Source organism: Algoriphagus sp. 4150 (assembly GCF_031457395.1).
Classification (GTDB): domain Bacteria; phylum Bacteroidota; class Bacteroidia; order Cytophagales; family Cyclobacteriaceae; genus Algoriphagus.
Genome location: NZ_JAVDWS010000016.1, coordinates 124,501 through 140,768 on the forward strand (window position 1 = coordinate 124,501; position 16,268 = coordinate 140,768).

General features: G+C 38.3%; 22 protein-coding genes and 1 pseudogene. 20 read left to right on the forward strand and 3 right to left on the reverse strand.

The window, feature by feature from the left end; all coding sequences use genetic code 11:
- Positions 1-656 precede the first annotated feature (656 nt).
- From J2X69_RS18385 to J2X69_RS18455, 15 genes are all read left to right on the forward strand, one after another.
- The gene (locus J2X69_RS18385) at positions 657-1,931 is read left to right on the forward strand and encodes a retropepsin-like aspartic protease (protein WP_310106614.1); all 1,275 of its coding nucleotides are present in this window, start codon (positions 657-659) and stop codon (positions 1,929-1,931) included.
- A 40-nt stretch (positions 1,932-1,971) separates the two neighbouring features.
- Entirely contained in the window at positions 1,972-2,283 is a 312-nt protein-coding gene (locus J2X69_RS18390) for a DUF7010 family protein (RefSeq protein WP_310106615.1), read from the forward strand.
- A gap of 416 nt (positions 2,284-2,699) precedes the next feature.
- A complete protein-coding gene (locus tag J2X69_RS18395) occupies positions 2,700-2,825 on the forward strand; it encodes a hypothetical protein (RefSeq protein WP_310106616.1) in 126 nt (41 codons plus the stop codon).
- Complete coding sequence (locus J2X69_RS18400; protein ID WP_310106617.1) at positions 2,822-3,367, forward strand: dihydrofolate reductase family protein; 546 nt, start codon at positions 2,822-2,824, stop codon at positions 3,365-3,367. Before J2X69_RS18395 ends, J2X69_RS18400 begins: the two co-directional genes overlap by 4 nt.
- A 1-nt stretch (position 3,368) precedes the next feature.
- Positions 3,369-4,256 carry an alpha/beta hydrolase gene (locus J2X69_RS18405; protein WP_310106619.1) on the forward strand — a complete coding sequence of 296 codons (888 nt, stop codon included), beginning with the start codon at positions 3,369-3,371 and terminating at the stop codon, positions 4,254-4,256.
- A gap of 244 nt (positions 4,257-4,500) precedes the next feature.
- Positions 4,501-5,064: a dihydrofolate reductase family protein gene (locus J2X69_RS18410; protein WP_310106621.1), complete on the forward strand. Its 564-nt coding sequence runs from the start codon at positions 4,501-4,503 to the stop codon at positions 5,062-5,064.
- Between the two features lie 172 nt (positions 5,065-5,236).
- Positions 5,237-5,806, forward strand: a complete 570-nt coding sequence (locus J2X69_RS18415; protein ID WP_310106624.1) for a dihydrofolate reductase family protein — start codon at positions 5,237-5,239, stop codon at positions 5,804-5,806.
- Complete coding sequence (locus J2X69_RS18420) at positions 5,803-6,174, forward strand: DoxX family protein (protein WP_310106626.1); 372 nt, start codon at positions 5,803-5,805, stop codon at positions 6,172-6,174. The genes J2X69_RS18415 and J2X69_RS18420 overlap by 4 nt, the downstream gene beginning before the upstream one ends.
- Entirely contained in the window at positions 6,167-6,487 is a 321-nt protein-coding gene (locus J2X69_RS18425; protein ID WP_310106627.1) for a metalloregulator ArsR/SmtB family transcription factor, read from the forward strand. The genes J2X69_RS18420 and J2X69_RS18425 overlap by 8 nt, the downstream gene beginning before the upstream one ends.
- A complete protein-coding gene (locus J2X69_RS18430; protein ID WP_310106629.1) occupies positions 6,484-7,458 on the forward strand; it encodes an SRPBCC domain-containing protein in 975 nt (324 codons plus the stop codon). The genes J2X69_RS18425 and J2X69_RS18430 overlap by 4 nt, the downstream gene beginning before the upstream one ends.
- Before the next feature lie 357 nt (positions 7,459-7,815).
- Positions 7,816-8,031 carry a DoxX family protein gene (locus J2X69_RS18435; protein WP_310106666.1) on the forward strand — a complete coding sequence of 72 codons (216 nt, stop codon included), beginning with the start codon at positions 7,816-7,818 and terminating at the stop codon, positions 8,029-8,031.
- Between the two features lie 13 nt (positions 8,032-8,044).
- On the forward strand, positions 8,045-8,434 hold the full coding sequence (locus J2X69_RS18440; protein WP_310106632.1) for a VOC family protein: 390 nt from the start codon (positions 8,045-8,047) through the stop codon (positions 8,432-8,434).
- A gap of 449 nt (positions 8,435-8,883) precedes the next feature.
- Positions 8,884-9,024, forward strand: coding sequence for a hypothetical protein (locus tag J2X69_RS18445; protein ID WP_310106635.1), 141 nt, complete (start codon positions 8,884-8,886; stop codon positions 9,022-9,024).
- Between the two features lie 42 nt (positions 9,025-9,066).
- Positions 9,067-9,969, forward strand: coding sequence for an arginase family protein (locus tag J2X69_RS18450; protein ID WP_310106638.1), 903 nt, complete (start codon positions 9,067-9,069; stop codon positions 9,967-9,969).
- 281 nt (positions 9,970-10,250) lie between these two features.
- Entirely contained in the window at positions 10,251-10,664 is a 414-nt protein-coding gene (locus J2X69_RS18455) for a hypothetical protein (protein ID WP_310106642.1), read from the forward strand.
- Positions 10,665-10,836: 172 nt separating this feature from the next.
- On the opposite strand, the pseudogene J2X69_RS18460 reads toward J2X69_RS18455, so the two are convergent.
- A pseudogene (locus J2X69_RS18460) lies at positions 10,837-10,968 on the reverse strand (IS1595 family transposase); the annotation flags it as partial.
- A gap of 322 nt (positions 10,969-11,290) precedes the next feature.
- Between J2X69_RS18460 and J2X69_RS18465 the strand changes: the two are divergent.
- From J2X69_RS18465 to J2X69_RS18475, 3 genes are all read left to right on the forward strand, one after another.
- On the forward strand, positions 11,291-12,211 hold the full coding sequence (locus tag J2X69_RS18465; protein WP_310106645.1) for a histidine kinase: 921 nt from the start codon (positions 11,291-11,293) through the stop codon (positions 12,209-12,211).
- 2 nt (positions 12,212-12,213) lie between these two features.
- The gene (locus tag J2X69_RS18470) at positions 12,214-12,969 is read left to right on the forward strand and encodes a LytTR family DNA-binding domain-containing protein (RefSeq protein WP_310106648.1); all 756 of its coding nucleotides are present in this window, start codon (positions 12,214-12,216) and stop codon (positions 12,967-12,969) included.
- A 125-nt stretch (positions 12,970-13,094) separates the two neighbouring features.
- Entirely contained in the window at positions 13,095-13,715 is a 621-nt protein-coding gene (locus J2X69_RS18475; RefSeq protein WP_310106650.1) for a porin family protein, read from the forward strand.
- Positions 13,716-13,850: 135 nt separating this feature from the next.
- On the opposite strand, the gene J2X69_RS18480 is transcribed toward J2X69_RS18475, so the two are convergent.
- Entirely contained in the window at positions 13,851-14,021 is a 171-nt protein-coding gene (locus J2X69_RS18480; protein ID WP_310106654.1) for a hypothetical protein, read from the reverse strand.
- Between the two features lie 57 nt (positions 14,022-14,078).
- On the opposite strand from J2X69_RS18480, the gene J2X69_RS18485 reads away from it, so the two are divergent.
- A complete protein-coding gene (locus J2X69_RS18485; RefSeq protein WP_310106657.1) occupies positions 14,079-14,999 on the forward strand; it encodes a DUF6268 family outer membrane beta-barrel protein in 921 nt (306 codons plus the stop codon).
- 9 nt (positions 15,000-15,008) lie between these two features.
- On the forward strand, positions 15,009-15,878 hold the full coding sequence (locus J2X69_RS18490) for a lysophospholipid acyltransferase family protein (protein WP_310106660.1): 870 nt from the start codon (positions 15,009-15,011) through the stop codon (positions 15,876-15,878).
- Here the strand turns inward: J2X69_RS18490 and J2X69_RS18495 are convergent.
- On the reverse strand, positions 15,826-16,170 hold the full coding sequence (locus J2X69_RS18495) for a hypothetical protein (protein ID WP_310106663.1): 345 nt from the start codon (positions 16,168-16,170) through the stop codon (positions 15,826-15,828). The two genes, J2X69_RS18490 and J2X69_RS18495, sit on opposite strands and share 53 nt — an antisense overlap.
- Positions 16,171-16,268: the final 98 nt, after the last annotated feature.

Consider the following 16,268-nt stretch of genomic DNA (forward strand, 5'->3'; position numbering starts at 1 on the left):
AAACTCAACCGTGCCAGGGTTTCACTCCCCCAAGAAAACTTTCCAACTGAAGGGTATAACTTCATGCACTATGCTAATTTCTCACCTCTTTATTTCAGTTTGTGGACCTAAATGAAAAAGAGGACAAATATCTAAGCACAAAATCCAAAAGAAATCTATGGATTGACTGCCTGCGATCCGGAATTACTGTTCCGGTTATTATCGGAGAACTAAACGTAAAACATTCGGACCGTCAGGTTTTTTTAGGTGTTTTTTGTCCTGAATTATAGAAATCATTGTTTTCTGCATTAGAAAAAAATAGTTGAAATGGCAGGTTTGCCGCAAGATACTGTTGAGTATCTGTTCAGGCATATGTCAATCATTGAGGTAAAAAGGGCACAATGTTGGAAAGAACTTTATCCCTTCAGTTTGACAACGCATTGGAGAACGCTACCGAACGTTGCCTTCACGGCACCCTTTTATCCTGCAGCGGGTGTCATTAGGCTCGATAGTCACTTTTTTAGGCATGTCTCCCGTAACGCTTAGCGGGATGCGTGCCAAAATCTGAAAGGTTCCGTATTAGTAAATTTGTGAGTTATTATCAAAGTGTCGTTTTTTTACAATTTCATGCCTTCCCTTTACTGCATATTTGCCGGCAACTTAATTACAGGGAATAAATGAAATATTGGTTAGTGTCTTTCCTATTAATTTCAATTGGAATTGGGTGCAGTCCTCAAAATCAGGATCAGATCTTTGAAGAAATTCTTTCCCTTTGTTATGAGAAGGATTTCTTTTCAGCTTCAGAGATTTATGGAGTGCGTGAATCCGAACTCACCCCGCTACACCGAAATATGCTTACTGCAATTTTAGCAAATGCATTTAACAGGACAGAACGGTCTGAAAAATCACTGGTAGAGGTACTTGATGCAGAAAATCCGGAAATTCATGATTCACTCAGACTGAAACTCCTTGAGGTAAGACTCGATAATGCCTATAAATCCTTTAACTACCTAAAAGCAAAAGAAACTGCGACCCGGATAATTGAAGATTTTGGAGTGCTCCTCTCCACAGAAGAGCTTGACAATTATGAAAATTCACTCAAAATCTGGTCAATTCTCGAAAATCAACCGGTACAGCAATCTATCCTTCAAGGCCCGGTAATTCAACAAATGACCAAGGATCCGGCTGGGTTAAATAATCTGATTATACGCTCAGAAAAGGATTCCATTCCCATGATTTTTGATACCGGGGCAAATCTCTCAACCATTACACGCTCCGGTGCGCATAAATTAAATATGAAGATACTGGAAGATTCCATACAGGTCGGAACCATTACCGGAGCGATGGTATATGCCAACTTGGCTGTTAGCGGGAAAATAAAGTTAGGTACTGCCATATTTGAAAACGTGGTGTTTCTGGTGCTTTCCGATGAACACCTGGCATTTCCACAAATTGATTATCAGATCCACGGGATACTGGGATATCCGGTCATGGAATCCCTGAGAAGGATCAGTATCGGAAAAGACGGAAGCTTTGTTGCCGCAGATAATTCGCAGGGAGAAGATATTTACTTAAAATCCAATATGGCCATGGACCGGTTAAGTGTTCTGATTCAACTGGACGGGAAACATTTTTACCTGGATACCGGGGCAGATGAAACGATGCTGTATCAACGCTACTTCAGGCAAAACAAGGAACAAATTGAAGCCGAATTTCCACTGGAACAAATCCAATTCGGCGGAGCAGGAGGGCACACAGAGCTTCCGGGCCATCATATTGATTTTAGGATCGAAGTAAATGGTCAAGTGCTTCATTTTCCAAAAACGGCGGTTTTGAAAGAAATTCCCAATGAAAAATGGACGCATGTATATGGAAATATTGGCCAGGATCTGATAGCTAAATTTGATAGAATGACCCTGGATTTTGAAAATATGACCATTAATTTTCTTTAATAGAATAACCAACTCATCACTTAATCCCCGTTTTTTCTCCATGGCTAAAGGTTTCTCAGGCATCAACAGCAAGACCACCGAAGGGAGTTTACAACTTAAAATCCAGCGGACCCAACTTTCAATTGAATCAAAAAACGGGGTAGAATTTACGGGAAGTGCCTGCCTGATTTGGGCGATTATCGGTCTTTTTTGGTACAACTCAGACATGTCCGCTTACATCAATTCAGTGATCAGTTTTTATATCGGCTTCTGTACTTTGCCTATGGCTTTTGGTCTTTCCAAAATCATCAAAACAAACTGGAAACTTGAAGGAATTCCGCTGAAACCCTTGGGTCTCTGGTTTCTTTATTGATTCTTACGGTTTTATTAAGGATTGATTACCGAAAAAAGATTGGCAGGTCTGCAAAACAATAGTGATTAATATCCAAATTCTGTTGGATTTGCAGGATTAATCAGGAGAAGGTACTGCGGCTGATTTTAACCCGGATACCGAATTAAGCATTCATGTGGATCTGAATAAGATAAGCTTGGGATTTACCGACTCCCAACAATTTATGTATAATGTATTAAATGGATCGATCGTGGCTAAAACTGTCCTAAATCCAAACGGAACAACATCGAATGAGTAAGAGTATTGGATTTTTTGGTTTTACTAAAATGACCTCCTCTTCTCCACACGGAGAAGAGGAGGTCAAAAAAGCCAATTGTAAATTGGTTTGGATAAAGGAAGTCAGCGGGCATTGTAAGACGACCTTACAACACTCATAAATGATTGAAAAAAACGGCAATGAAGAAAACACAAAAATAAGTGGCAAGTGGTATATTCAAACAGAAAATAAAGAATGGAAAGACTTTATTGACTTAAATCTTGAAAAAGAAAATTGCGGGATATGAGAAAAGTAATTGCAGCTTTCAATATGACACTTGACGGTGTTTGCGACCATACGACAGGAGTTGCTAGCGAAGAACTACACCAACATTATTCTGACCTATTAGATAATGCAGGAGTTGTTTTATATGGACGGACAACCTACGAACTTATGCAGTTCTGGAAAATACTAGTGCAAAATCCTTCCGGTAAAAAATCAATGGACGACTTTGCCATTTCAATAGACAAAATCCCAAAACTTGTTTTTTCCAATACCCTAGAAAACATGAACTGGGACACTGCAAAACTTTCAGACAGTTCACTAAACGAAAAAGTTTTGGAACTCAAACAACAATCAGGAAAGGATATTTTGGTGGGGAGTCGGAGTTTGATTATTCAACTATTAAATAATAATCTTATTGACGAATTTCAAATTTGCATTCACCCTATCATTGAGGGAAAGGGTCTGCCATTGTTTGACCAAATAAAGGATAGGATTGTTTTTAAACTCATTAAAACAAAATCCCTAAATTCTGGCGCAACTGTATTTTACTATCAACCAACGTAAAATGAAACAGACAATTATTTATTTAGCGTTGACTTTTTTCACATTGACTTCGTGCAACAACAAAGCAGAAAACACAGATAATAGTATGGCGACAACAACAAGTGATAGTTTGACTTTTCAAAATGGCTATTCCGAAGTGAATGGACTGAAAATGTATTATGAGATTCACGGACAGGGAAAACCAACTGTTTTAATTCACGGTGGTGGTTCAACCATTCAGACAAATTTTGAAAAAATCATTCCACTACTTGCTAAAAACAGACAGGTAATTGCTGTTGAACTTCAAGCTCACGGACGGACAAATGACCGTAATGCTGACCTTACATTTGAACAGGACGCAGATGATGTTGCTACACTTCTTAATAACTTAAAAATTGACAAAGCTGACTTTTTCGGTTTTAGCAATGGTGGAACAACTACTTTACAAATCGCTATTCGACATCCTGAATTAGTTGACAAAATGATTTTAGGTTCAGCACTTGCCAAACGAAACGGAGTTCCTGATTGGTTTTGGGGCTTTATGGAAAATGCCAAATTGGAAAATATGCCTGAGCAACTGAAAGAGGGTTACAAAAAAGTTGCAGCAGACACGAATGGTTTGCAAGTAATGCACGATAGAGATGCAAAGAGAATGGTAAACTTCAAAGACATTCCGGACGAACTGATAAAATCCATTAAAGCACCAACATTAATTATTATTGGCGACAAAGATGTTATTACACCTGAACACGCTATTGAATTGTACAGACAAATTGCCAACTCTGAATTAGCAATAATTCCTGGCGGACACGGACAATATATTGGAGAAGTTACAACAATAACACCTGACTTTAAAGAAAGCGACCTTGTAGTTCCAATGATTGAAAAATTCCTTGACGAAAAAAGCTGAAAAATAATGCTGACCGACACGAACGAGTGAGAACAACGAGCCGCTAGCAGGCATTTGGCAAAAAAAAGCGGGTTCAGTGGTTAATTGAACATTCCACCTCGTATCAACTTGTCCCGCTATTGCGGGACAAGTTATGCTTGGTTGATCCGCCGCGGCGGACTCCGAAATCGCCACCTTCTGATAACTGCAAACCGTCAGCGGGCATTGTAGAAAACAGCCGCATGAGGACAAAAAGACAAACAAAATGAGAAAGTTAATTCTTATAGTACATACTTCATTGGATGGCTTTGTAGCAGGAATAAATGGAGAATTTGACAATTTTAAACCGAGCCCTGAAAATTTAGATTTTGTTTGTAGTCTGACAGACGAAGCAGATGCTGCCTTAGTTGGAAGAATGTCTTATCAAATGCCGGAAAGTTTTTGGCCAACTACACGTGACAATAAAAAAGTGATACCAAGCGAAATTAAATATTCCAATTGGTATAATGATGCCGAAAAAATTGTCATATCAAAGTCCTTATCCGGAAGTAAGAATAGAGCAACTGTTATTTCCGATAACATAGCTGAGCGAATTCACGGAATAAAAAACCGGACAGGCAAGAATATTTTAATGTTTGGCAGCCCAACAACCTTTGAAATATTAAACAGACTGAATCTAATAGACGAATATTGGGTAATTCAATATCCGGTATTTTTCGGAGAAGGAATTTCCTTTTTTACCCGTGTCCGGAATTCGAACCGATTGGATTTGCTAAACATAATACAAATGTCAAGGGGTGAAATTGCTCTCCATTATAAGGTCCGATGAGTAATGGGCGAGACAAAAGCAATAATAGTAACCGGAAAAAACAACGACCCGAAACCAAGAACACTATTCTAATTTTCTACTGTCTGATAAAAAAATGAAAATAAATTTGAGAAACCGAATGGTTGCGTATATATTTGCAATCAATTGGTTTCGTAATTAAAAATAAAAGCAGATGAGAAAATTAAAATTGCAAGTTCAAATGACCATTGACGGTTTTATTTCAGGACAAAATGGAGAAATGGATTGGATGAAGTTTCCCTGGACAGAAGACATTCTAAATTATGTTCGAAAGATTACTGAACCTGTGGACACAATTGTTTTAGGTAGAAAATTGGCAGAAGGCTTTATTCCCCATTGGACAAATGTTGCTAAAGACCCTAACAATCCAGAGTATGAAGGCGGAGTTAAATATGCTACAACTCAAAAAGTAGTCTTTACAAAAACACTTGGCAAATCAGTTTGGGACAACACCGAAATTGCAAAAGGTGAATTAGTTGAAGAAATCAACAATTTAAAAAGTAAATCAGGTAAGGATATTATGGTTTATGGCGGAGGTACTTTTGTTTCCGCACTCATTAAAAATAAACTCATAGATGAACTTCACTTATTTGTTAATCCTACAGCCATAGGAAGCGGAATGCCTATTTTTAAAGAATTACCCCAAAATCTAAGTTTGGAATTGGCAGAATGTAAAAAATTTGACTGTGGTATTGCTATAATGAAATACATTCCAAAGAAATGAAAAAAGTAAATATCACATATTGGATTACCGCTGCCATGATGACTGTGTGGTTAGGGATTGGACCTTTATTCGCTTATGATGACCCGACTAGTGTTGATGTAATAATGCATTTGGGCTATCCATACTATTTTCCAATTATGATTACTTGCTTTAAAGTTTTGGGCATTATTGCAATTGTCATTCCGCAGATACCCATTAGAATTAAAGAGTGGGCATATGCAGGTTTTGCAATAGATTTAATTTGTGCAAGTATTGGATTCATAATAGTAGATGGTTTTATACCACATTTACTTTTGCCAGTTACCGCTCTTACAATAGTAATAATTAATTACTATTGCTTCAGTAAAATTAATTATAAAAATGCGTAGAGATGTCTTTCAAGCAATAGCAGATCCAACAAGACGAGCCATCATTTTGCTTTTAGCCGTTGGCGCTATGACGCCCAATGCCCTAGCGGAACACTTCAATTCAAGCAGACAAGCAGTTTCTAAACATTTGCGAATTCTCACGGAATGTGAAATACTCAAACAGGAACAGCAGGGCAGGGAAATTCATTATCATCTGAATGCAGACAAGATGAAAGATATAGAAAAATGGCTGGAACAGTTTAAGCAATTGTTCGCCAAACGTTTTGACCAATTGGATACCGTTTTGGAACAATTAAAATCGAAAAATAAATGAACCCAAACTTAAAATTTGACTTCCTGGTCAACAAAGAGAACAACACCGTAAACGTAAAACGGGAGTTTGCCGCCAATCTCGAATTGGTTTGGGAAGCGTGGACAAATCCTGAGATTTTGGACCAATGGTGGGCACCTAAACCCTATCAAACAAGAACAAAATCAATGGATTTTAGAGAAGGCGGAATGTGGCTCTACGAAATGTTTAATACCGAAAGTGAACACAGGCAGGAATGCCATTGGTGCAAAAATGATTACATCAAAATTATGCATCAGGCCATGTTTTCGGGTTGGGACGCATTTTGTGATGAAAACGGAATGGTAAACGAAGAAATGCCCAGAACACTTTGGACAAATGAGTTCAATGAAAATGGAGAAAAAACCCTTGTAACCATTACTGCCAAGTATGATAGTCTTGCTGATTTAGAAAAAATTATCGAGATGGGTTTTAAAGAAGGCTTTACAATGGCTCTCGAAAATCTTGACCAATACATAGAAGCAAAATTTAAACTTCGAAAACAAAATAAATCAAACAATATGGCAAGAGTATCAACTTATGTGAATTTTCAGGGCAACACAGAAGAAGCATTCAACTTCTACAAGTCCGTTTTTAAAACAGATTTCATCAATGGAATCAAACGATTTGGAGACCTGCCTGCTGACCCAAACCACCCACCCATTGCAGAACCGGTAAAAAAGATGGTTCTGCATATCGAACTTCCCATTCTTGGCGGACATATTCTAATGGGGACTGACGCACCCAAAGAAATGGGATTTAATTTGGCACAAGGTAATAATATGCACATCCAACTTGAACCTGATTCAAGAGAAGAAGCAAAACGATTATTTGATGAACTTTCTATTGATGGCAAAGTAGAAATGCCAATCCAAGATATGTTTTGGGGTGCGTATTACGGAAGTTTTACAGATAAATTTGGTATCAATTGGATGATTAACTATCAAGAAAAATAAGCAATGAAATCGAGTATGTCGAAGGCGGCACTCACTGATATGATTATCAGCTATGCGAGATTCTCCCGAATGGAGTTCGGGACAGGCTATCCCGTTTCCTTCGTCACGGGACAAGTTATGGCCACTGAAAAACAAATTATAAACAGATGAAATCGAGCATGACGAGAACGTCACACACTGGGATGATTATAACCTTGCGAGATTCCATATGACCGCTAAAAAACAATTATAAACAGATGAAACTAATAAATTTTCTCTATTGGGTTTTTACAGGCTTACTAATCCCGAGTTTAGGTTACGTCACTTGGCTATCCTGCATACCTATCACCCTTTTTGGGTACGGCAAGAATTTTAGCATTGATAGCAATCTTGATTCCTAAATTTCCAAGACTAAAAGAATGGGCTTATGCAGGTCTTGTGTTTGATGTTATTGGAGCTACTTATTCACAGATAGCAGTTGGAAATCCACTAACATATACCATTTTCCCAATAGTCATTTTAGGCATAATTTTCGGGTCTTACTACTTGTATCATAAACGATTGACATTTAATTCTAAGACAATTAATAAATAGTAATAAACAAATTATGATAACAAAAGCAATTCAAATCACCATTTTGGTAAATGACGTGGATGAAGCAAAAAATTATTACGTTGACAAGCTGGGTTTTAGTGTAGTTAACGATATGGTTTTCTCTTCTGATTGGCGTTACCTGACAGTTGCCCCACAGAAAGACAATGCAACGGTATTCGAATTATTAAAAGCAGAAACGCCCGAACAAAAAAAGCAAGTTGGACACCAAGCAGGCGGACAAGTACTTGTGATGTTTGAATCTGATAATATAATTGACGATTATAATAGAATGAAAGCGAAAGGAGTTGTTTTTAATGGAGAACCTTCGGAAGTGCCAGAAGGTAAAGGCGTAGGATTTAAAGACTTGTATGGAAATCAATTTGACCTATATCAACCCGATTAAATTGAATTAAATACAATAAAATCTAAATTAAGATTTTTTAAAAAGTGAGAAAAATAATTGTAAGCTTACATATGTCCCTTGACAATGTAGTCTCTAACCCAGAAAATTGGATGTTGATGAGTGACGACATTCTTAAATCTGCCATACATTACTATGAGCAATTGGATACGGCAGTTTTTGGCAGTAAAAATATCCCTTTCTAGCAGACTATTGGACTAATGCAGAACAAATTTCTTCTTCTAACATTGAAAGGCAGTTTGCTAAAAAGAGTCACAATCGAATAAAAAATCATATTATTAACTCAACTAATATACATTATTGAAGGACGGGAGCAAGATTTTGAGAATTTTAAACAAGATGAAGAACGAAAGAGATTCTTACATTTAAAAGAACAATCAATCAAGACCTCAGTTTTAATTCAAGGAAATAAATTAAACGAACGATAAACAATGACCCGCTACAACACCTATACGCACGCATGGGGGGTGCTATCGGGGGACAGACTGTGCTTCGTAGGACAGGAAAGTGCTAAATTTGAAGTTCAGTCCTTTGTAGGAAGTTCAGTGATAAAATCCCCTGCCTGCGTATAGCTGAGAACCATTATGCCCAATGCAAATTAGAAAAGTAAATAAATGAAAAAAGCTACCATAGTTGAATGCCCTTCAAATCTTGGTTTAAAAGAACCATATACAGGAAAGGAACCTGGAGTTAAATCATTACCAAATTTCTTAAACACTCATAGTTTTCATAGTAACATTGGTCCTGAGAGTATTATAAAACTTGTCCCTCCTAAGTATAGCAATGTAAAAGATCCTGAGACTGGGATTTTGAATGCGGATTCAATAGTCGAATATTCAATATATCAGGCTAAGACAATTAGAAAATTGCTTGAAGATAAAAAGTTAGCGTTAATCATAGGCGGGGACTGTAGTATTATGCTAGGTTCAGCCATTGCTTTAAAACAAACAGGGAATTATGCATTATTTTATCTTGATGGGCATACTGATTTTATGGATATTTCCCTATCAGAAACAGGTGGTGTTGGAGGATTAGTAGCTTCCCTTGTTACCGGTAAAGGGCATAAGAAAATGAGCGATATACTCAACTTGTCTCCGTATATTATGGAAGAAAACCTTTGGTGTGTTGGCAACAGAGAGTATGATGAAGCGTATGAAAATGAGATTCGCAACTCTAATGCAAAATATATAAGTCTCGTTGAACTTCGAAAAGAGAGCATTGTAAAATGTGTGCAGGCCTTTCTCAAAGATGTTTCCGACAAGCAGCTAGATGGATTTTGGCTTCATATAGATGTTGATGTCTTAAATGACGGGCTAATGCCTTGTGTTGACAGCAGAACACAAGATGGCCTTACTTATGCTGAATTTAACGAGTTAACTTATATGCTATTCCAAAGTGACAAACTTTCTGGCTTTGAAATAACGATTCTTGATCCCGATTTAGATTCTGACGGAAAATACACTAGTGAGTTTGTATTCAATATTACCTCAACGTTTAATAGAGCGATAAGACAATAAACTGAAAGCAAAAGTCAAAAGCACTAGGTTTTCGTTGCGTAGCACAGCTTGCCCGTGGTGGAAACGAAGATCCCGATAGCTGCGGGGATGCTTATGAAGTAAATGCCCGATTGGAGTCTGGGGAAGTTGTTTCATTTTTATGTTTTTTATGTACTGAGTCCAGCTATAAAGCAGGTGATTCGGTTGATTTTTTAGTTTCCAAGGGGGTAATCGGATGCTTGAAATATTCAGAAAAGAAGTGATAATTTTAGTGGTTAATTCTATATCCACCACACAACTATATGATAGCAGACTCACTGGCCAGACAGTTTTTGGTAATGCACAGGCATTTTTTACGGATATCGGCGATAGAGGATGAGCTGGGTATAAGCGGAAAGTCTCTTTATAAGTGGATGATAGGCAAGAGGGCGCTACCCGATCGATGGGAACAGCCGTTATACGATTACCTATATCCCATGCTGGATCCCGGGAATGAAATCCATCTAAAGACCTATTGGATTGACAGAGTGGTGGTTCTGGAGGAGTATCATTTACTGCCCCGGTATCAGGATATTAAGCCGGAGTTGTTGAGAAGGTTTCATTTCTCGGAGCAGTATAATGCGGGCGCCGATGTGGTTTACTTCAGGTTTATCAATAAAACACAGAGAGAAAGTAATATTTCCATCTATTCGGTCTATATCAAGAGTTCATGGTAGAAAAGGGAAAAGTGGGAGTGGAAATGAATAGGATTATCAGGCCAAGTGATCAAAGACCCCAATGACAGACAGGCCTGCTGTGCAAGTACGTATGTAGTTAAAATCAACACATTACAAACTTTTTGGTTTGACTGACAATTATATTTTCCGATAGTAAGGATACTTTATAGCTGTTTTCAAGCCAATAATGCTTGCAACTGGCGCATTTCTTACAGCTAATTCTCTGCTGGATTCTTTGCTCTTTGATAAATTCAACGCAGGAAGCTTCGTTCGGAAATCGATTTATGAAATTGATACTATTCATGGTCAAAACCATCTATTTCGGCCTAGTTTAAAGCGACTTAAAACCCTAATAAAGCAAGTGTCACTAACTGTCAGTTAGAACTTATTTGGCTACTGGTTTCATTGCGGATATACTTATAAAAAGAAAAAGAACATCATCTGTTAAATTCATCCTCCAAATAATGAAGTTCATCGGAAAACAGGGGGAGTTAGTGATGAATCTTATAGAGAAATTTTACTTTTGAATAATGATTCAAAAAAAAGTAAATAGTAAAAGACTGCTTATCTTTTTCTTCTCATCACTGGTCTATGCCCTGTGCCAAATGCTTTTTAGCATTATTGTGATGAAAGAAGATTTATGGAAGAACTTTCACATACAGCTTTCTGCGCATTATGTCGTCATCCTTGCCATGTGTATGGCAGACTACGGATTATTGTTGCTCCTGAATAAGCATTTGCCATACTCCAAAAATATCTTTTTGCGTATTATGGCTGATATTGTAGGTATTTCAGCTATATGCCTGATATTATTATGGATATTTAATTTTTTCATATACAATGTGTTCCTTGTTCCCGAGGAGGGATTGCCTCCTTTCATTGTCAAATTCGCATTTGCAATGACAACCAATGTCCCTATTTTGTTGGTTTTCGAGTTGATCCATTACTTCCAGTCCGAACAAAAGGCCATAGCCGATTCCGAAAAAGCCAAACGCAAGATCCTGTTGTTTCAACACGAAACTTTAAGATCACAGATAAACCCACATTTCCTGTTTAATTCACTGAATGTATTGTCTTCTTTAATTTACATTAATCCGGACAATGCAAACAAGTTCACAAAAGCCCTATCAAAGACGTATCGGTACGTCCTTTCTCTTTCTCAACAGCCTCTGGTGTTTGTCTCAGAGGAATTGGACGCATTGGATTCCTATGTCTATTTAATGAGAACAAGGTTTGAGGATTCCTTTACTTTTCAAATAGACAGAATATCGGATGGCGAAAGGAACAAGATTGTACCTCTAACTCTCCAATTACTTATAGAGAACGCGTTCAAACATAATGTTGCGACCGAAGAATCACTATTGAATATCAAAATTACTATCGACAGCGATTACATCACAGTTGAAAACAACATCCAGCCTTCAAGCAGTGCGGACAAGGGTGGAATCGGTCTGAAATACATTACCAAGCAATACAGGATCTATGCTAAGGAAGTCACCGTTAAGCAGACGGAAGGTCTATTTATTGTGAAAATCCCTTACATATAGCCATGAAGTACCTGATAGTAGAAGACGAGCGGTTTGCTTATGAAGAACTGAAGCGCATGTTGGCGAAATTACGACCGGATTATCAGCTAGAAAAGCATACCAAAACAGTCGTTGATACCATCAGGTTTCTAAAAGAATCGACTGTTGACATAATTCTTATGGATATTCGTCTTGCAGATGGCAACTGCTTTGAGATTTTTAACCATGTAGAGGTTGCCACACCTGTTATCTTTACCACAGCTTATGATGAGCATGCCATCAAAGCGTTTAAGCTGAACAGTATTGATTACCTATTGAAGCCTTTTGAGGAGAATGAATTAGAGGCGGCATTAACCAAATTTGAGAATATTTTCCATAATCCCCCTTATAAAACCAGTTCTGCGAATTTTGTGCAGATGCAATCGCTCAAGACCAAAAACCGGTTTTTGATATCTAAAGGAGAAAATTATCATTATATAGAAACGAAAGATATTGCCCATTTTTATAGTGAAGACGGCGTCGTCTTCCTTCATACGTTTAACGACAGGCGGTATATCATTAATTACACCTTAGATCAGTTAGAACAACAGTTTCATAACCATCTGTTTTTTCGTGTTTCAAGGAATTGTATCGCCAATGTAAAAGCGATTGAAAATGTAGCCAGATACTTCAACAGTCGTTTGAAACTTACCTTTTTACCTGAATGTCCACATGAAGTTTTGGTAAGTCGTGTACGGGTTCCTGACTTTCTCAAATGGATGGATGGGATTGTAGATTAGCTTCAGCTGAAAATCCAATGCCTTCAAGCTGCATTTCATTCAGTGAATTCTGAAGCCTATCCTTTATAGCTTCCGCCTCCGCGCTTTACGCTGTTCTTTTGTTTTATAATTAAAATTTAAGAACAATGAAAAGAAACGTAGTAACATTTATCATTGCAGTTGGAGCACTTATTTTCTCTGCGCAATTGTCCGCACAGGACAAACCTGTATCAATTGGCTTCAAAGCCGGAACAAGTCTTTCCAATTACCGGCTAGGTGGTGACATGAATGGCTTCAAGAGTAAAATGGGTATAGGCGGCTCTGTGGGCGGTTTCCTAAAGTATGACCTGAGCCCAAATTTTGCACTGCAATCCGGGGTCGATGTATATTATAAGTCCTCGAAGTTGGAATCCAAGGCAGATGAATCATCCGACAAATTCAAATCTATCGGAGTAGAGATCCCTCTATATGGGATTATCCAAGGGAATGTGGGAAGCGGAAAAGCTTTTGTAGGAGCAGGCCCTTATGTTGGTTATGGACTCTATGCAAAATCTGACGGGTTGAATTTATTTAAAGAGAATAGCGGGACAGGTGAGCCTGCAATGAGCCGTTTTGATTATGGTGTCGGAGGTATTATCGGATATGACTTTAATAAAAAATGGCAAATAAATGCAAGTTACCAATTTGGACTTGCAGATCTCCATAAAGCCAAAGCTGGCTCAATGAAAAGTCACGGCGCAGCTATTGGAATAGTGCATAAATTCTAAACGCCCCAAAGCTAAAACAGATTGTGTACCGAAGTTTATGTTCATGCCAATAGGTAAAACCTGAATTTCGGCACAATGGCTTCCTGCCGCATCTGAAAAACCTTAAAATTTATTTTATCCTCTTCCTTCTACATTTCATCTGTTTATAATTTGATTTTCAGCGGTCATAACCTGTCCCGTGACGAAGGAAACGGGATGGAATCTCGCTTCACAGATAATCATTCCTCCATGTGACTCTTGAGTCATGCTCGATTTCATCTGGCTGATGCTGAAGTCTAAGGTTGCCACTCTCTGTTTTAGTTTCATTCCACCATTTATTTAGCCGGATACATAACGAATATGTTCCAATTCAACTTCAAAATCATGAAATCAATATCACTATTTCTAACAGCATTGGTTACGCTACTGTGTCTGGAGGGAAAAGCTCAACAAGTGTCTTTCAAGACGGAATACATTGGAAATTCAGGCTACTATTACCTGCCTCCGGGAGATAAGTCCAGAGAGAAAATCGGTGAAAGCAAAGGTTCTGCCATGATTTATCAGGCAGCGTTCACTATGCCCTTATCCATGAAAGTAGATGAGAACGAACGGCCGACTGTTTGGGGAGTCGCCTTTGGTGGGACTTATGTTTCTTTGAGGAACCAAGATTTTTCGGAATACATGGTATCCGAAATCATGAACTTACAGGTAGGTGTTTATCATCTACGGCCATTAAACGACAAGTGGTCGATGAGGGCAAGTGCTGGAATAGGGATATTTACTCCCTCTACTGATTTTTCTAAAATCAGCTTCAAGAATGTGCTTGGAAGTGGAGGCGTAGTTTTTATCCGCCATCTGAATCCCAATCTTGACATTGGTGCGGGTGTTGCAATAAATAGTTCACTGGGTTATCCGATGATATTTCCTGCCGTTTACTTGAACTGGAGGCATAACGGGAGATTCGATGTGAATATTGAACTGGTGGAGGGCTTGGATATATCGACAGGCTTTGATTATAATGACAGATTAAAATTATCGTATGCTCTTGAAATGAACGGGCAGGCTGCCTTATTGGAAAGGGATGGAAAGGATCAAATATTTTCCCATCAATATATCGTTACAGGCTTTCGTCCTGAGCTAAAACTTGGCACAAAAGGTCTCTCTGTGACGGGTATGGCAGGAATTAATCTGTTTCGTCCTGCATCTTTCAGCGATAGAACTTTGAAAGGTGTGTTTGCTGGAGATAATGATTATTATTTTTCTGTTTCCCCGTATGGCTCAGTTGGTTTAAAAATGAAGTTTTAATCCATGAAAATGAAGCAGGCCTTACAATCTGTTGTATATAGAAGTGTTTATATTATTGTCTATGCCTTGAGTCTGCTACCGATGGGATTCCTGTATGCAATAGCTTCTTTTACTTTTTTCCTTTCTTATTACATTATTGGGTACAGGAAAGCGGTAGTAATTCAAAACATTGCACGTTCCTTTCCCGATAGGCGATATGGGGAGATTCAGGCAATTGTAAAAAAGTTCTACGTTTGCTTTGTTTCTTATTTTGCCGAAATTATAAAAAGTGTTTCTGTTCCCCCAGAAGTACTTGATAGAAAAATAGTATTTGAGAACTTGGAGTTGATAGACCAATATGTAAACTCCGGGCGGAATGTTATTGCCTGTATGGGACATTGTGGCAATTGGGAGATGCTGAATTTTATGCCATATAAGATACGCCACGAAATGTTTGCCGTTTACAAACCCCTTGGATCTGAGACTATGAACAGGTTGATGGTTAAACTCCGGTCCCGTTTTGGCATGAAGTTAATACCGGACAGGGAAATTATACGCCATATTTTAACTAAAAACTCATCTCCGGCCGTCTATCTTTTTCTTGCGGACCAGTGCCCGCACATAAAAAAAGAAAAGTATAGGTTTACGCTATTGAATCAGGAAACATATCTTTTTTCCGGTATGGAAAAAGTGGCCCGAAAAAGTAGGACGGCTGTTGTATATCTAAATATTACACAGCTATCAAAAGGAAATTACAAAATAGTCTGCTTGCCGGTATGTTCCACAGCAGAATCCATGGGCGACGGGGAAATAACCCAAAAGTACATAGACTTGTTAACCGAGAACATTAGGGAAGAACCGTATGGTTGGCTATGGACACATAAACGATGGAAAAGATAGGTTCTGTCAAGCAGAAGATGAGTGTGGGGGAGATCGGCTCAAAGATCTGCTGCATGGTCTGCAGCAGATCTTCCTTGTTTTGACACTCCAGAACCTGCGCACTTCCATAAACGGAAAACCATCCCCAGTCCACCTGATCTGCTTCTGTGCTGGGATGGAAGTATTTTACATAACCATAGGCCTTGGCAAAGGAAATCAGATTGTCTGTTTCCCGACTGCTTTGGGCTTGACTTGAACATGCGAATGAAGCCATGGTACTCAAACTTAAAAGTAATTCAGCGATAAATTTCATGTGTAGAGGTAGTCGCTTAAATTCATATATTTATCTATTCAAAAATAGGTTAAATGGATATTTTTCAGAGTCAAAGCATCATAGAGTTTACCGAACGC

Bases quoted from the DNA above. Each gene is read 5' to 3' on its own strand.
- J2X69_RS18385 (WP_310106614.1), top strand. From the start codon at position 657: ATGAAATATTGGTTAGTGTCTTTCCTATTAATTTCAATTGGAATTGGG.
- J2X69_RS18390 (WP_310106615.1), top strand. From the start codon at position 1,972: ATGGCTAAAGGTTTCTCAGGCATCAACAGCAAGACCACCGAAGGGAGT.
- J2X69_RS18395 (WP_310106616.1), top strand. From the start codon at position 2,700: ATGATTGAAAAAAACGGCAATGAAGAAAACACAAAAATAAGTGGCAAG.
- J2X69_RS18400 (WP_310106617.1), top strand. From the start codon at position 2,822: ATGAGAAAAGTAATTGCAGCTTTCAATATGACACTTGACGGTGTTTGC.
- J2X69_RS18405 (WP_310106619.1), top strand. From the start codon at position 3,369: ATGAAACAGACAATTATTTATTTAGCGTTGACTTTTTTCACATTGACT.
- J2X69_RS18410 (WP_310106621.1), top strand. From the start codon at position 4,501: ATGAGAAAGTTAATTCTTATAGTACATACTTCATTGGATGGCTTTGTA.
- J2X69_RS18415 (WP_310106624.1), top strand. From the start codon at position 5,237: ATGAGAAAATTAAAATTGCAAGTTCAAATGACCATTGACGGTTTTATT.
- J2X69_RS18420 (WP_310106626.1), top strand. From the start codon at position 5,803: ATGAAAAAAGTAAATATCACATATTGGATTACCGCTGCCATGATGACT.
- J2X69_RS18425 (WP_310106627.1), top strand. From the start codon at position 6,167: ATGCGTAGAGATGTCTTTCAAGCAATAGCAGATCCAACAAGACGAGCC.
- J2X69_RS18430 (WP_310106629.1), top strand. From the start codon at position 6,484: ATGAACCCAAACTTAAAATTTGACTTCCTGGTCAACAAAGAGAACAAC.
- J2X69_RS18440 (WP_310106632.1), top strand. From the start codon at position 8,045: ATGATAACAAAAGCAATTCAAATCACCATTTTGGTAAATGACGTGGAT.
- J2X69_RS18445 (WP_310106635.1), top strand. From the start codon at position 8,884: ATGACCCGCTACAACACCTATACGCACGCATGGGGGGTGCTATCGGGG.
- J2X69_RS18450 (WP_310106638.1), top strand. From the start codon at position 9,067: ATGAAAAAAGCTACCATAGTTGAATGCCCTTCAAATCTTGGTTTAAAA.
- J2X69_RS18455 (WP_310106642.1), top strand. From the start codon at position 10,251: ATGATAGCAGACTCACTGGCCAGACAGTTTTTGGTAATGCACAGGCAT.
- J2X69_RS18465 (WP_310106645.1), top strand. From the start codon at position 11,291: ATGAAAGAAGATTTATGGAAGAACTTTCACATACAGCTTTCTGCGCAT.
- J2X69_RS18470 (WP_310106648.1), top strand. From the start codon at position 12,214: ATGAAGTACCTGATAGTAGAAGACGAGCGGTTTGCTTATGAAGAACTG.
- J2X69_RS18475 (WP_310106650.1), top strand. From the start codon at position 13,095: ATGAAAAGAAACGTAGTAACATTTATCATTGCAGTTGGAGCACTTATT.
- J2X69_RS18480 (WP_310106654.1), bottom strand. From the start codon at position 14,021: ATGAAACTAAAACAGAGAGTGGCAACCTTAGACTTCAGCATCAGCCAG.
- J2X69_RS18485 (WP_310106657.1), top strand. From the start codon at position 14,079: ATGAAATCAATATCACTATTTCTAACAGCATTGGTTACGCTACTGTGT.
- J2X69_RS18490 (WP_310106660.1), top strand. From the start codon at position 15,009: ATGAAGCAGGCCTTACAATCTGTTGTATATAGAAGTGTTTATATTATT.
- J2X69_RS18495 (WP_310106663.1), bottom strand. From the start codon at position 16,170: ATGAAATTTATCGCTGAATTACTTTTAAGTTTGAGTACCATGGCTTCA.